General features: G+C 44.8%; 13 protein-coding genes. 5 read left to right on the forward strand and 8 right to left on the reverse strand.

Annotated features, from left to right (window positions below; translation table 11 throughout):
* Positions 1–58: 58 nt before the first annotated feature.
* The gene (locus tag R7E47_RS07010) at positions 59–943 is read right to left on the reverse strand and encodes a D-hexose-6-phosphate mutarotase (RefSeq protein WP_033907352.1); all 885 of its coding nucleotides are present in this window, start codon (positions 941–943) and stop codon (positions 59–61) included.
* A 156-nt stretch (positions 944–1,099) separates the two neighbouring features.
* Positions 1,100–2,095 carry a type I glyceraldehyde-3-phosphate dehydrogenase gene (gene gap / locus R7E47_RS07015; RefSeq protein WP_005380697.1) on the reverse strand — a complete coding sequence of 332 codons (996 nt, stop codon included), beginning with the start codon at positions 2,093–2,095 and terminating at the stop codon, positions 1,100–1,102.
* 337 nt (positions 2,096–2,432) lie between these two features.
* Here gap and msrB point away from each other — a divergent pair, with 337 nt between their 5' ends.
* The gene (msrB, locus tag R7E47_RS07020) at positions 2,433–2,840 is read left to right on the forward strand and encodes a peptide-methionine (R)-S-oxide reductase MsrB (protein ID WP_042522504.1); all 408 of its coding nucleotides are present in this window, start codon (positions 2,433–2,435) and stop codon (positions 2,838–2,840) included.
* 117 nt (positions 2,841–2,957) lie between these two features.
* Here msrB and R7E47_RS07025 read toward each other — a convergent pair whose 3' ends face one another.
* A complete protein-coding gene (locus R7E47_RS07025; protein WP_042522503.1) occupies positions 2,958–3,779 on the reverse strand; it encodes a DUF2989 domain-containing protein in 822 nt (273 codons plus the stop codon).
* A gap of 101 nt (positions 3,780–3,880) precedes the next feature.
* On the opposite strand from R7E47_RS07025, the gene R7E47_RS07030 reads away from it, so the two are divergent.
* Positions 3,881–4,165, forward strand: coding sequence for a YeaC family protein (locus tag R7E47_RS07030; protein ID WP_005380700.1), 285 nt, complete (start codon positions 3,881–3,883; stop codon positions 4,163–4,165).
* Positions 4,166–4,260: 95 nt separating this feature from the next.
* Here the strand turns inward: R7E47_RS07030 and ansA are convergent, their stop codons facing one another.
* Positions 4,261–5,274 carry an asparaginase gene (ansA, locus tag R7E47_RS07035; protein ID WP_017635822.1) on the reverse strand — a complete coding sequence of 338 codons (1,014 nt, stop codon included), beginning with the start codon at positions 5,272–5,274 and terminating at the stop codon, positions 4,261–4,263.
* A gap of 164 nt (positions 5,275–5,438) precedes the next feature.
* Positions 5,439–7,289, reverse strand: a complete 1,851-nt coding sequence (gene sppA, locus R7E47_RS07040) for a signal peptide peptidase SppA (protein WP_005380705.1) — start codon at positions 7,287–7,289, stop codon at positions 5,439–5,441.
* A 224-nt stretch (positions 7,290–7,513) separates the two neighbouring features.
* On the opposite strand from sppA, the gene R7E47_RS07045 reads away from it, so the two are divergent.
* Positions 7,514–9,526, forward strand: a complete 2,013-nt coding sequence (locus R7E47_RS07045) for an NADPH-dependent 2,4-dienoyl-CoA reductase (RefSeq protein WP_170890467.1) — start codon at positions 7,514–7,516, stop codon at positions 9,524–9,526.
* A 59-nt stretch (positions 9,527–9,585) separates the two neighbouring features.
* Here the strand turns inward: R7E47_RS07045 and R7E47_RS07050 are convergent, their stop codons facing one another.
* A complete protein-coding gene (locus R7E47_RS07050; protein ID WP_213866418.1) occupies positions 9,586–10,902 on the reverse strand; it encodes an MFS transporter in 1,317 nt (438 codons plus the stop codon).
* Between the two features lie 173 nt (positions 10,903–11,075).
* On the opposite strand from R7E47_RS07050, the gene R7E47_RS07055 reads away from it, so the two are divergent.
* Positions 11,076–11,624 (forward strand): NAD(P)H nitroreductase, encoded by a 549-nt coding sequence (locus R7E47_RS07055; RefSeq protein ID WP_005380711.1) that lies wholly within the window; start codon positions 11,076–11,078, stop codon positions 11,622–11,624.
* Positions 11,625–11,727: 103 nt separating this feature from the next.
* Positions 11,728–13,695: a DNA topoisomerase III gene (locus tag R7E47_RS07060; protein ID WP_171342838.1), complete on the forward strand. Its 1,968-nt coding sequence runs from the start codon at positions 11,728–11,730 to the stop codon at positions 13,693–13,695.
* 44 nt (positions 13,696–13,739) lie between these two features.
* Here the strand turns inward: R7E47_RS07060 and R7E47_RS07065 are convergent, their stop codons facing one another.
* Together R7E47_RS07065 and R7E47_RS07070 are read right to left on the reverse strand one after the other, a co-directional pair.
* The gene (locus tag R7E47_RS07065) at positions 13,740–13,946 is read right to left on the reverse strand and encodes a hypothetical protein (RefSeq protein ID WP_005380717.1); all 207 of its coding nucleotides are present in this window, start codon (positions 13,944–13,946) and stop codon (positions 13,740–13,742) included.
* Positions 13,947–14,129: 183 nt separating this feature from the next.
* Positions 14,130–14,819 carry an SDR family oxidoreductase gene (locus R7E47_RS07070; protein ID WP_213866419.1) on the reverse strand — a complete coding sequence of 230 codons (690 nt, stop codon included), beginning with the start codon at positions 14,817–14,819 and terminating at the stop codon, positions 14,130–14,132.
* Between the last annotated feature and the right edge of the window lie 173 nt (positions 14,820–14,992).

Below are 14,992 nucleotides of genomic sequence, written 5' to 3' on the forward strand. Positions count from 1 at the left end.
CTAAGCAGAGCTTTTATTACAAAAAAAGCCGGGTATCCCGGCCTTTATATGGTGATTCTTACTGCGCTGAAATGACAGTGACAAGTTCATGTGTCTCACCTGGTTGGAGCGTTTGACCTTGCTCAATACTTGGTGCATGAACAGCAGACTCCACACACAACATGGTTTGATAACCATCGTCAGCCATGTCACCCATGCTTTGCGCACCTTCTGCCCAAGGGTTCCATAATACTGCTGAGTTGTGGCCTTGGTTGTGTACGCTTAGCGTACGATCCAATACCGGGTCTTTTACCAAAATTTTCGCTTCTGGTTGCGTGTAAACGCGATCAATGGTGTCAGTTAGTTGTAGAACATTACCACCTTGGCATACCGCATCAGCTTTCAAGCTATCAATGTACTCGGCACCCATGCCTGTCGTTTGTGCTTGCTTAATGTCTCCAACGTTTAGGTAAGTATGTAATGCGCCAGAGAAGGTCCAAGCCTCGTCATCAATGTTCATGACTTTGAGCGTCACTTTTAGCTCATCGCCCACTTCAATCACCAAACGAGCGTCAAACATATGGGGCCAAATATCGTGGATTTCTTCTGTCGGGAACAGAGCAAGTTCAACAATCACACCGTTATGGTTCTCACGATGTTCAACCAACTCCCATTCTGCGGTGCGGGCAAAGCCGTGAGCTGGAGCAGCAATACGCCCAAACCAAGGCCAACAAACCGGAATACCACCGCGAAGAGCAGCTTTACCATCGAAGACAGCTTTTTCGCTCATCCAGATCAGATCTTCTTGACCTTCAGGCGTGAACGACACGACATGACCACCGTGTAGCGAGATGCCTGCCGTTGCTTTGTCATGAATCACGCGGACGATTTTTATCTGATCAACTTCAACGATAGTGACGTTATCAGATAGCACCGTTAGGGCTGGGAGAGTTTTTAAATCCATGTGTAGTTTCCTATCGCTGGGGGAGAGCTTTTAGACGCGCTTCGCACATTAAATGCAACATCGAGCCTGCATTCTCTCAAATTCCAGATACAAAAAAGGCGACTCTAGAGCCGCCTTTTCTTTAACGAAGTTATTCGCTAATTGCTAACTTTCTAATTACTTAGAGATGTGAGCGATTAGGTCTAGAACTTTGTTTGAGTAACCGATTTCGTTGTCGTACCAAGATACAACCTTAACGAATTTGTCAGTTAGCGCGATACCAGCTTTAGCATCGAATACTGAAGTGCAAACTTCGCCGATGAAGTCTTGAGATACAACTGCATCTTCAGTGTAGCCTAGAACGCCTTTTAGTTCGCCTTCAGAAGCTTCTTTCATCGCTTTACAGATGTCTTCGTAAGAAGCACCGTTAACTAGGTTAACAGTTAGGTCAACTACAGAAACGTTAGCAGTTGGTACGCGGAAAGCCATACCAGTTAGTTTGCCGTTTACTTCTGGAAGTACAACGCCTACAGCTTTAGCAGCACCAGTTGAAGATGGGATGATGTTTTGAGAAGCACCACGACCACCGCGCCAGTCTTTAGCAGAAGGACCATCTACAGTTTTTTGAGTTGCTGTAGTTGCGTGAACTGTAGTCATAAGACCAGATTCGATACCGAACTTGTCGTTAAGAACTTTAGCGATAGGCGCTAGACAGTTAGTAGTACAAGAAGCGTTAGAAACGATGTCTTGACCAGCGTAAGTGTCGAAGTTTACGCCGTTAACGAACATTGGAGTAGCGTCTTTAGAAGGACCAGTTAGTACAACTTTTTTCGCGCCAGCAGTGATGTGCTTACGTGCAGTCTCGTCAGTTAGGAAAAGACCAGTTGCTTCAGCTACAACGTCAACACCGATTTCGTCCCATTTTAGGTCTTCAGGGTTGCGCTCTGCAGTAACACGTACAGTTTTACCGTTAACGATTAGGTTACCGCCTTCAACTTCAACAGTACCGTTGAAACGGCCGTGAGTTGAGTCATACTTAAGCATGTATGCCATGTAATCTACATCGATAAGGTCGTTAATACCTACTACTTCGATGTCGTTGCGCTCTTGCGCTGCACGGAATACGAAACGACCGATACGGCCAAAACCGTTAATACCTACTTTGATAGTCATTATAGTTGCTCCACAACTTAATTTCTGATTAAAGATAACTGGTAGTAAAATTACAGAATCCAGTAAACATCTGCAAGTGATAATCGGACTTAACTTGTTTAAAGTCAAAAAAAAGCGACGCTTTTTTTAACAATTCTTTGCAAATGTACGTTTTTTAAACTTTTAACTGATTCTTCTGTAGCCCAGTTGGCGTAATATAACTGGTGAGATAAGTGCTCTTATCAAATTAATTACTCATGGTGTCCTGGTGAGAAAGTATGTGCTACAAGTGTTAAGAGAAGCAAGTTTTTTGCTAAAAAAGTCAATACCAAGAACAGTAAATAAGGAGCCGAAAGTCGTGGAACAAAGCGGGAAAAAAGTGACGAAGTCAGATGAACAGTGGCGTGAGCAACTGTCTGATGAAGAGTTCCGTATTTGCCGAGAGCAAGGTACAGAGCCTCCTTTCAGCGGTAAGCTACTGCATAATAAGGAAACTGGTGTTTATGCTTGTACTTGTTGTAATGCCCCTCTCTTTGTCTCTGATAACAAGTATGACTCTGGCTGCGGATGGCCAAGTTTTGATGCGCCTATCAACGATCAAGCGGTGCGCTATTTAGAAGATCTAAGTCACGGAATGGTACGTACAGAGATTCGTTGTGCAACGTGTGATAGCCATCTAGGGCACGTTTTTGAAGATGGCCCACAGACCACAGGAGAGCGTTTTTGTGTTAATTCTGTGTCGTTAATTTTCAACAAATCAGAATAATAACGACAAAATTGTGCTCGAGATTGTTTTATCCTTTCAGGATGATTCAAGCTCAACAGTGATCTGAGTGTCGCTCGACTTAAATAAAAACTCCCGCTCATTGCGGGAGTTTTTCGTTTATATCTCACTGGGTATCATTGTTGGGGAATAGATACCTTTCTCTATGGCTTTCGCCACCGATTCGGCTAATTCATCCAACTGCTTATATCGCTCTGGATGACTGAAATTGAACATACGTTGGAGCTGCTTTTCATCAGCAAGCGGTACGTCGAATCTCTTCGCGACCATTGCCCATAGATACGCTTGCTCTTTGTCTCCAAGCCCTTGATGAATACTTGCCATTGACTTGAGAATGACCGGATTGATGTTGTCTTCATCAGATAAAGACAACGCGTTATTAAGAAGCTCCAGGGTTTTCTTGGTATCTCGGTTGGTATAAAAAGTGGCTAATGCATATTGCATCTCAGCATTATTTAATTGGGGAGACCCTTCCATTTGTAAAAATGCGCGCCGAGCTTGAGTATCTCCCGTTTGAGACCATAAGAAATACAAAGTAGCCGGGTCTTCTGAACCTTTTAACTCGTTTACAATGCGCTCTAGCTCATCAATACTGTGTACCAATGCATTAAAGCGTTGTCTTTTGAGAGCACTTTGATCAATAGGGGTGATCTGGGAGGCGAGTTCTAAGCATTTCCTATATTCAGCGACCAGACCGTATTCGATGATTTGGTTTGCTTCCGATGGGTTTTTCAATTGCTCAAACCGATGCCAAACCAAATTTGTTCTTGGAATTCGACATTGGCCGTCATCCATATTGAGCTGCTCGCAACGCAGTTCTGGTGTTTTTTGGCACAACTCTTCGGTTGTCACGTTACCTTCAAAACAGCCCGATAGCACAAAACATGCGAGGCTGAGAAGTAACCAGTTTGTTCTTTTCATGGCTTTGCTTGTGATCCGTTACACCAATTCATTTTCGTATTCTTGACTCAGTTTCTTAACCCGTTATGTTCTGTAAATAGAATGTAATAAGAAGGTACACTATGGACGCAGAACAACTATTACAAGCGATGACTCCAGAAGTTTATGATCGCTTAGTCTATGCAGTAGAAACGGGAAGATGGCCTGAGGGTACAACACTTTCTAAAGAGCAGCGAGATTCGTGTATGCAAGCTGTGATGTTGTATCAATCAAAACATAATACTGATGCGCAGCATATGACGGTTGCAGCCGGTGGTGAAATCAGTTTTAAATCAAAACAAGAGCTTAAAAAACAATTCAGCGGAGAAGAGAGCGATATTGTTCGTGTGAATCCGAACATTGATTAATCCTTACGCCTTATTTCTCAAAATTTTATTATTTTGATTTTGAAAGAAAAAAGCCCAAATTGTATTGGGCTTTTTAGATCGCAGAAAGCTTGAACTTACAGGCTCATTTCACCACGCAGTACTTGTTGCATTCTCTCTTTTACTTCTTCGTAAGAAAGGTTTTGGCTTAGAAGGTAGTGTAGTTTTGCCAGCGCCGCTTCGGGCGTCATGTCAAAGCCACTGATAACACCAGAGTCTGCGAGCGCACAACCTGTGGCATATCCGCCCATATTCACTTTACCTGCCAAACACTGAGTTAGGTTTACGACAATAACGCCGCGCTCAGAGGCTTCTTTCAGGTGACCAAGCAGCTCAGGGTTCTGAGGAGCATTACCGACACCAAAAGTCAGAAGAATCATCGCATTCACGGGCTGACGAAGCGTGTTGCGGATAACTTCGTGTGAAATACCAGGGTACATGGTGATCACACCGATTGGTTGTGGCGTGATGTTGTGAACCTTAAACTCACCTTCTGGTTGTGCACCAACGGTTACGCTGTTGCTAACTTGAATATTGATCCCAGCTTCCAATAGTGGAGGAAGGTTTGGTGAAGTAAAGGCATTAAAACCGTCTGCATGAGATTTTGTACTGCGGTTACCACGCATCAATTGATTATTGAAGAACAAAGTTACTTCGTTGATCGGGTAGTTTGCCGCAATATGTAGCGCGTTTAATAGGTTTGCTTGGCCGTCAGAACGCAGCTCTGCGAGAGGGATTTGTGAACCCGTTACAATCACTGGCTTACCAAGGTTTTCAAGCATGAAAGACAATGCGGACGCTGTGTACGCCATGGTGTCAGTACCATGTAGGATAACGAAACCATCGTATTTGTCATAGTTGTCACGAATATCATTCGCAATCTGCTGCCAGTCAGCAGGTGTCATATCTGATGAGTCAATCAGAGGGTCGTATTCGTGGATGGTGTAATCCGGCATTTCAGGACGATGGAATTCGGGCATGCTTGCTAATTGCTTTTCCATAAAGCCAGCAACAGGCACATAGCCGTGGTCGGATTTTTGCATTCCGATGGTACCACCGGTGTAAGCGATGTAGATGTGTTTTCTAGTCATCGTTTTTTCTTTCGTGTAGGGGAACAGAGGCGGGGATTATATACCTAAATAACCTTGAGATGCGAGGCTATACGCACAGCATCAGAAAGTCATCTGAGGAGATGCAAAGCCTAATAAAAAGGGCACTTCAAGTAGAAGTGCCCTTTGTAATATTGATGGAAAAACTACTGCACTTGGCAGTTCAAACAAAATGCGTATTGACCTTTAGGATCGTTGAAGCTTTGGAGCAAGCTTGCGTCTTGTTCGAATTGTTGAGCTACGGGTTGAAGACTTTTTGGTAGCAAGCTTGTTGCATCAATACCTAGAGAGACTTTCACCTGTTTCATAAACTCTTGTAGAAATAGTTCAGTAGGTGAAAGAGGCTCTTCTACCCAGTAAATGCCATAATCGGTCACGTTCGCTAGTTTCGCCGCTAGCTCTACAGCATCATCAAAGTCACCCATTTGATCGACAAGACCAAAGGATAGTGCATCTTGGCCAGTCCAAACTCGACCTTGAGCAACTTTGTCAACTTCCTCTAGAGACATATCGCGATTCTCGCCAACTAGAGAAATAAAGCGCTTGTAACCGTGCTCGATACCTAACTGGAACACTTGAGACGCGCCCTCAGAAAGGCCAGTGGTAATACCGTCACCTGAGAACGGCGATGTGCCAACGCCATCAGTATTAATACCTAACTTGCTAAAGCCTTTTTCAAACGTGGTGATGACACTAAATATACCAATGGAGCCCGTCAGGGTTGTTGGCTGAGCAACGATTTTGTCTGCGCTCATTGAAATCCAATAACCACCAGAAGCGGCCAAACTCGACATGGATACAACAACCGGCTTACCTGCTTGCTTCAGAGCTTCTACTTCGTTACGAATCACTTCAGAAGCAAAGGCACTGCCTCCTGGACTATCTACTCGTAACACGACCGCTTTCACTTTTTCATCATTGCGTGCTTGACGCAGCAAGCTTGCGACCGTGTCACCACCAACAGTTCCGCGAGGTTGTTGACCGTCCATAATCGCGCCACTGGCTAGAACAACGGCGATGTCGTGTTGAGGTAGTGTGTAATCAGGACGAATCGTTGCAAGGTAGTCGTAGTAACCAATCGCGTTGTAGCTGTCTTTGCCGTCGCTACCAAACTGTTTTGCAAATAGAGTGCGAATGTCTTGGCGTGTCGCGAGTTCATCCACTAGCCCCAATTTGACTGCGAGCTGAGCAATATCGCCATTTACAGACTTCATCTCGTTAATCAGCTCATCCATGGTTGGATTAAGCACTTTCGCATCAATGTTTCGGTTTGTTGTTACGTCATCAACAAAAGCACTCCATAATTGAGTAACCCAACGTGTTGCTGACTCTTTCGCCGCATCGGACATGTCATCACGAATAAAAGGTTCGATAGCGGATTTATAAGTACCTACGCGAAAAACATGAGTAGAAACGTCAAGCTTTTCAAGTAACGTTTTGTAGTACATTGAGTAAGCGCTGTAACCTTTAATCAATACACCACCATCAGGTGCCAGATAAACTTTATCGGCGTAACTTGCCAAGTAATATTGGCTTTGGTTGTAGAAATCACCTACGGCGTAAACGGGTTTGCCTGATGCTTTAAATTCGTTCAACGCTTTCGCGATGTAACGTAGTTTCGTGAGATTTGTTTCTGGCATGTCTCGCAGTGCTAGCACTAATCCAGACACTTTAGGATCGTCTTTCGCGTAGCGAATAGTATCAACGATATCGAAAAGGACGTTTTCTTTCGGTAGCTCATTACCCAAAAGGGAACCAGCAAAAGAGTCCATTGGGTTTACATAACGTCTTTGTTCGACAATTGGGCCTGAAAGGTTCATCACCAATGCCGATTCTTTTTCGACGACAGGTTGACCGTCTCCGGTATAAGTAAAGGCAAAGTAGAAAACGGCAATCATCAGCAAGAAAATTAGGTTTGCCAGTGCGAGTCTGATGAAAGTGATACTTTTCCATATCCCTTTAAATATCAAACCAATAAATTTGAAGAGTTTTTTCATCTTGTCTCCATAACGAGATAGTTACGCCGAGTCTAACAAAGTATGGGTTCTTATCTCTAAGATCTCAAAAGATAACATTTTTTTAGCTTATCACGACCACTCAACAATTGGCATATTTTCACACGAGATTGATCGGTGTTACAAAAATGTAAACGCTTGTTTGATTTTTTGGTTGAGCAGGCTTAATCTGGTCAGACCATGATAATAACAATGGATGTTAAGTGATGTCTGCCATGTACCCAAACCTATTAAAGCCACTGGACCTCGGTTTCACACAATTACGAAACCGAGTTCTGATGGGATCAATGCACACTGGCTTAGAAGAGCACAAAGAAGGATTACAGAAGCTCGCGGCTTTTTATGAAGAACGCGCGAAAGGCGGTGTCGGACTGATTGTAACCGGAGGTTTTTCTCCTAACTTACGCGGTCGTTTACACCCGTTGAGTGCTGAATTCAGCAAGCCAAAACATGCTAAAGCCCATAAAGTTGTGACAGAAGCGGTGCACAAGCACGGTGGTAAAATTGCGTTGCAAATTCTCCATGCTGGGCGTTATGCAATGCATCCATTCTCGCAAAGTGCATCTGGCATTAAAGCGCCAATTGCAAAGTTTGCTCCGAGTGAAATGAGCGACCGCCAGATAAAGAAAACCATCGACGCGTTTGCTAATAGTGCGGAGTTAGCACAGCTTGCTGGTTATGATGGCGTCGAGTTAATGGGCTCGGAAGGTTACTTGATAAACCAATTCTTATGTAAACGTACTAATATGCGTTACGACGAATGGGGTGGCAGCTATAAAAAACGTATGCGTTTTCCGCTAGAAATTGTTAAAGCGGTACGCAAGACGGTAGGTGACAAGTTCATCATCATCTTCCGTCTTTCTATGCTGGATCTTGTCGAGCAGGGCAGCACTTTTGAAGACGTTATCGAATTGGCGAAAGCACTTGAAGAGGCTGGCGTCACGATTATTAATACGGGTATCGGTTGGCATGAGGCTCGAATTCCGACAATTGCGACTCAAGTACCACGCGGTGCGTTTACATGGGTTACGGAAAAAGTTAAACCTCACGTTTCGGTTCCTATTATCACTTGCAACCGTATAAATACGCCAGATGAAGCAGAACGTATTTTATCTTCAGGTCATGCCGACATGGTTTCGATGGCGCGCCCATTCTTGGCCGATCCTTACTTTGTTGCTAAAGCCGAACAGGAAAAAGCGCAGCTTATTAATACGTGTATTGGTTGTAATCAGGCGTGTCTAGATAACGTGTTTAAAGGTAAGCGCGCCAGTTGCTTAGTGAACCCTCTAGCGTGCTATGAAACCGAAATTGTTGTTGAACCAGCCTTTAAAAAGAAAAACATTGCAGTTGTTGGTGCTGGACCTGCGGGCTTGGCTTGTGCGACCACACTGGCTGAACGTGGCCATAAGGTTGATTTGTTCGAAAAGAACGACCGCATCGGTGGTCAGTTCCGTCTTGCGATGCAGATCCCTGGTAAGGAAGAGTTTCGAGAGACGATACGATATTTCGCTAACCGTATTGATGAAACAGGCGTGAATCTGCACTTATCGACGGAAGCGAACTATGACTTACTCACAGAATATGATGAGATAGTGATGGCATCGGGTGTTGAGCCACGTAAAGTCAATATTGATGGAATTGATAACCCAGAGAAAGTCGTCGACTATCAAACTCTCATTCGAGACAAAACGCCAGTCGGTGAGAAAGTGGCTATCGTAGGTGCTGGTGGCATTGGCGTAGATGTCGCGACCATGCTCACAGAGCCAGTTGGACAAACGTTGGATGACTGGTTGCATGAATGGGGAATCGACAAGGAGATGTCTCAGCCGGGCGGTTTATACCCTTACCCTGATGCGGTCAGCGATAAAGAAGTCTGGGTACTTCAGCGTCGTAAAGGTCGTGTAGGTAAAGGTCCGGGTAAAACGACAGGTTGGATCCATAAACGTACCCTTGAAAAACGGGGCGTACATTTAGTCGGCGGCGTGTCTTACGATAGAATTGATGATCAAGGTTTGCACATTCATGTAGACGGAAGCGCGCAGGTACTTAATGCAGACAAAGTTATCATTTGTGCTGGGCAAGAGTCTGTACGTCCGTTTGAAGATAAATGGTCTGAACTTGGAGAGAAGATTCATATCATTGGCGGAGCTGACCATGCGGGTGAACTTGATGCTGTGCGTGCGATTCGTCAAGGTGTTAAATTGGCGGTAAAACTCTAGCCTTTTAATGTGTGTTTACCATAAAAGCTGCGCTTTGAGCGCAGCTTTTTTGTATAGAACTAGTCACTGATATCTGGCAGTTGTTTGGCCATTACCACGCCAGCAAAAGTAATAAAAGAGAACACTAACACCACAGCTGAAAGGCTCAAGAAGTTCGACATAACACCAAGAGAGCTCATTAGAAGCAGCATTATCCCAACCACTGTGTTACTCACGGCTACATAGCTCGTCCGTTTGTCACCTTCTGCGATATCAACTAAATAGGTTTTTCGTCCGACTCGTATTCCGTCGTGGGCAATACAAACACAAAAGTAAAGCAGAGGAATCACGAATAGGAAGCTTTGGCTAGCGGTGACCCATGTATCGTAAACAAATAACACAACACCAAGTAGCGCGCTCATCATTGCGCCTATGACCATCACACTGCGGCTAGAGCGATCGGACATTCTTCCCCAGAAAGGACCTGACACAAAGGAGGCTAAGCCACTCGCAAACATAAAGAGAGCTAGCACCCAGAGCTGTCCACCCAGAGATTGCTGTGCCAGCACAACGTAGTACGGTGCACTCAGCGCAGAACATAAAAATAGTGTCCGCGTGATAACGAATCGACGAAAGGTCACGTCTGTCTTAAGTAACGCGAGTTGTTTAAATGCTTCGAGGACGCCATTTCGACCACCGTCTACCTCACCGGCATACTCATTAATTCGCGCATAGACGAATGCCGCGATGAGCCATATGACGCCCGCTAAGCCTAAACTCAGACCGTAAAAGCGCTCTGTCGGCTCTACGTCCCATAACCAGGCTAGTGCCAGAAGGCTAGCGAAAAGCAGCGTAACCAGGCCAGCAGCGCTTGAAGACCAGCCGTTGACTTGACCTCGTTGGTTTTTAGGGATGGTTTTGCCCAATACATCTTTTGATGCGACGGAATTTAAACCGCGTGAGAGACTGAAGATCACAAGACATGCAATCACACCATAACCCGCAGCTGCTCCTGTTAGAGTTAATGCGACCAATCCGATTGCAAATATGGAAAGAGCCTGCAAGATGCTGCCAATTACCCAGACCCATTTTCTTACTGGAATGCGTCGGATGTAGTGCGCGATGCTAAGTTGTGGGATAAGGGATCCTGACTCACGAATAGGAACCAGCCAACCAATTAAGTAAACCGGTGCCCCAATACTTTGTAGTATCCACGGCAACGTGACTTTAGGGTTGATTAACGCATCGCCGACCTTCGTTAAAAACTGAGCGAGAATGATTTTAAGAAAGTTGCCGGGAACTTGATGACAAGCTGATTCAGGAATCGCCTTACAGGCACGGGCATCTTCGTCATTAACGATCTTTTCGTAAATGCTGTTTTGTTTGTCCTTGTTCATCAACCTGCCTATGTTCAACTTATTCATTTCGCGAATAAATTAACATTAAACCCAGATTGATGTTAAGTGAAGCACGTTATCAAGCCCACAGAAAACCGGTTGTTATTCGCAGGAGCAGATTGTGCTAAAGTGGCGTAAACAAAATAACAACGATATTCAATAAGGATTCTTTCATGGACGCTCTCGATCTTTTGCTCAATCGCCGATCTATCGCGAAGTTATCCGCGCCTGCACCAGAAGGTAAAGCACTTGAGAACATCATTCGTGCTGGCCTTCGTGCGCCTGACCATGCGGGATTAACCCCTTGGCGTTTCGTTATCGCACAGGGCGATGGTTTGAAAAAACTGTCAGATATCTTGGTAAAAGCGGCAGAAGCTGAAAATAGTGATGAAGCGGTGGTCGAAAAGGTAAAGAATGCCCCATTTCGCGCACCAATGGTGATCACGGTGATTGCTAAAGTAACAGAACATGAGAAAGTACCAGCACTAGAGCAACACTTATCTGCGGGATGCGCTGTACAAGCGATGCAAATGGCAGCCGTAGCACAAGGCTTTCAAGGATTTTGGCGCTCAGGTAAGTGGATGTTCCATCCAGAAGTTCATCAAGCATTTGGTTTAGAAGGTGACGATGAGATTGTTGGTTTCTTGTACTTAGGCACGCCTGGTTGTACACCGATGAAAGTTCCTGAGCGTGACCTTTCTCAGTTTGTTGAATTTCTATAACTGAAAACTTAAATAAATTGACTGTTTATTTATACAGTTTTTCTTGATTTATTAGGGCTACATTCGATAATGTGGCCCTAATTATATTTATTTCCAAAACGTTATGTCTCGTCTGTTTATTGCTGAAAAACCAAGTTTAGGCCGTGCGATTGCCGCTGCACTGCCAAACCCTCAAAAGAAAGATCAAGGATTCATCCGCTGTGGGAACGGGGATATCGTTACTTGGTGTATCGGCCACTTACTCGAACAAGTCGAACCCGACGCTTACGATGAGCGTTATAAAAAGTGGAATATGGCAGATTTACCAATTGTTCCGCAGCAATGGCAGCTCAGACCGAGGAAAAGTGCAAGTAAGCAATTAACAGTGATTCGTAAATTGCTCAAAGAAGCTAACGAAGTCATTCATGCAGGAGACCCAGATCGAGAGGGTCAGCTGTTAGTTGATGAAGTTCTCGACTATTGCAAGTTATCTAAAACCAAGAAGGAATCTACACAGCGTTTGTTGATTTCCGACTTAAACTTACCTGCGGTTAAACGTGCTCTCAGTTCTATGCGCAGTAATCGCGAGTTTATCCCACTTTCAGTTTCAGCATTGGCCCGCTCTCGGGCTGATTGGCTGTATGGTATGAACATGTCTCGTGCTTATACCTTGCTTGGTCAAAAAGCAGGGTATCAAGGTGTTCTCTCGGTAGGGCGAGTACAAACGCCAGTTCTTGGCTTAGTGGTGCGTCGTGATGAAGAAATCGAAAACTTTGTCCCGAAGGACTATTTTACCCTACATGCTCTGATCCCATATCAAGATGCCAATGGTACTTTTGATATTCGTGCTCGTTGGAAGCCAAGTGAGGCATGCAAGCCTTGGCAGGACGAAGAAGGTCGAGTATTAAACCGTAAGTTGGTGGAAAATGTTGCAAACCGTATTGCAAATCAACCCGCAAAAGTGACAGAGTCGGAACAAAAGCAAACCAAGCAATCAGCACCATTACCCTATTCGTTATCTGCTTTACAGATCGATGCCGCGAAGCGCTATGGTATGAGTGCGCAACAAGTACTAGATACTTGTCAGGCATTGTATGAAAAGCACAAGCTGATCACTTACCCGCGTTCAGATTGTCGCTATTTACCAATGGAACACTACTCACAAGCAGGGATGGTGACAACTGCTATTGCGAATAACGCAAAAGAGTTGCAAGTTGCCGTTCAGGGAGCAGACTTAACATTAAAGTCCAAAGCCTGGAACGATAAAAAAGTGGATGCGCACCATGCGATTATCCCTACACCGAAGCAAGCTAATGTGAATGCGCTTTCCGGCAATGAGATGAAAGTGTATCAATTGATTGCGCGCCAGTACCTCATGCAGTTCTATCCGGCGGCGGTTTACGCAGAAGCGAAATTGGTTTTCGATATCGCTGGTGGTACGTTTGTCGCGAAAGGTCGTCAGTTAGTTTCGCCGGGTTGGAAAGCGCTAATGGGCAAAACTGACAAGGAAGATGAAGGTATTGATGCCGTGCCACCGCTACCCGAAGGCACCGTGTTAACTTGTCGTGAAGGGGAAATAAAAGACCGAAAAACCGAGCCACCAAAGCATTTTACCGAGGCATCGCTGTTGCAAGCGATGACCGGGATCGCCCGTTATGTTGCGGATAAAGAACTGAAAAAAATCCTTCGTGACACTGATGGGCTAGGCACGGAAGCGACTCGCGCTGGTATTTTGGACACGCTGTTCAAACGCCAACTGCTTACGCGTCAAGGTAAGTCAATTCTCAGTTCTCCTGCGGGAAGAGGTCTCATTCATGCCTTGCCAGAAGATTCAACATACCCTGATATGACGGCTCATTGGGAGCACCAGTTACAAGGTATGGCAGAGAGAAATCAAGCATATCAGCCGTTCATGCAAGCACTGGAACAACGCATTGATAGCTTGATGGCACAAGTAAAAGCAGGCCCTATCCCTGATTCATTACGTCATTTACCCAAGGTGGAACGTCCTGCGTTTAAACGTAAAAAGCGCAGTTATTCAAAGAATGGTGGCGCGACTAAATCTCGTGCAACCAAAGGTAAGCAGGCATAGGACAAGCGCGGTGTAATTAAACACCGCGCATGCTTGAAAATAGATTACTCGAACAGGTCACCGTGGTTTTGGATCGCGCCTCTTACTTCACCTTGAGTTAACACGCGTTTGTCCAGTACCTCTTTCACCTGGTTGCCCAAGTCAACTAATGTATCTCGATTCGCTTGAGTTTGGCGTTTACCAGCACTTCTCAAGCAGTAATTTAGTTCGTGCTCTTCGCTAAAATTAACCAAATCCCTATCTGCTGCCATCGTGCTTTCTCCTTATTTGTTCTACTTTTTCCTAAGTCTGGATTGGATGTAGATAAATTCAAGTTAGATTGCGTGAATTATGCTGGTGGATCACTGATGAACATTATGTTTGCCAACCAAGTCACGATTATGAAGCCTGGCTTTGATGGTATTTGGTTTAGTGATGGTTGTGTCTTAATGCTGCTACCAAGGTAACTCAGTACCATCGTAGTTAATAAATCGACCTGAAAGCTGCGGTGTGCTCAGCTCTATCACGTTCGCTAGGCCTTGCGCGGAGGTTTGCGTATCTATCAAAGCATTTGGCCCGCCCATCGCCGTTTTTACCCAACCAGGGTGAAGCGCTAAAACGGTAAATCCTTCAGGTGTTAAATCATTACTTAAGCTTTTCACAACCGAGTTAAGCGCCGCTTTCGATGAGCGATAAATATAACCGCCACCGGACGTATTTTCGGTCATACTGCCGACTTTTGATGAGATACAAGCAATCTTTTTCATCTTGCCTTGTTGTAAGCGAGGGTAACAGTACTCAACCAGTTTTAACGGAGCAATGGTGTTTACTTCGAAGACTTTACGCCATGCTTCTACGTCAGTATTTCCAAAGCCATATCCCTTGGGGCCGTAATATCCTGCATTATTGATGAGTAAGTCGATGGCAGGGAGTTTATCGGCAAGCTTAGCGACTTGTTCGTAGTGCGTGACATCCAGTTCGTGCAAAACTAGATTGCTGAATTGTGAGGCTAGAGTTTGTAGTTCTGAACTGTTCTCTAAGGAGCGGCTAGTAGCATGTACTTGGTGGCCTTGGTTCAGGTACAGCTCAGTTAAGCTAAGGCCAATGCCGCGATTTGCTCCGGTAATAAAGACGGTTTGACTCATACAAACACCTATGTTTTTTTGATTTCAGTTGAAAGTCATTGTGTTAGCTAAGCACAATAAAATCAACCAACCACCACGCACCAACAACGAGAGATGAAAATAGGGACAGAGCACAAAGAGAGCCAAACAGTGCGCCGAGAATAGCAAAGAAAGTAGAATTCATATGTATATTA

Source organism: Vibrio sp. Vb1026 (assembly GCF_033338745.1).
Taxonomy (GTDB): Bacteria; Pseudomonadota; Gammaproteobacteria; order Enterobacterales; family Vibrionaceae; genus Vibrio; species Vibrio alginolyticus.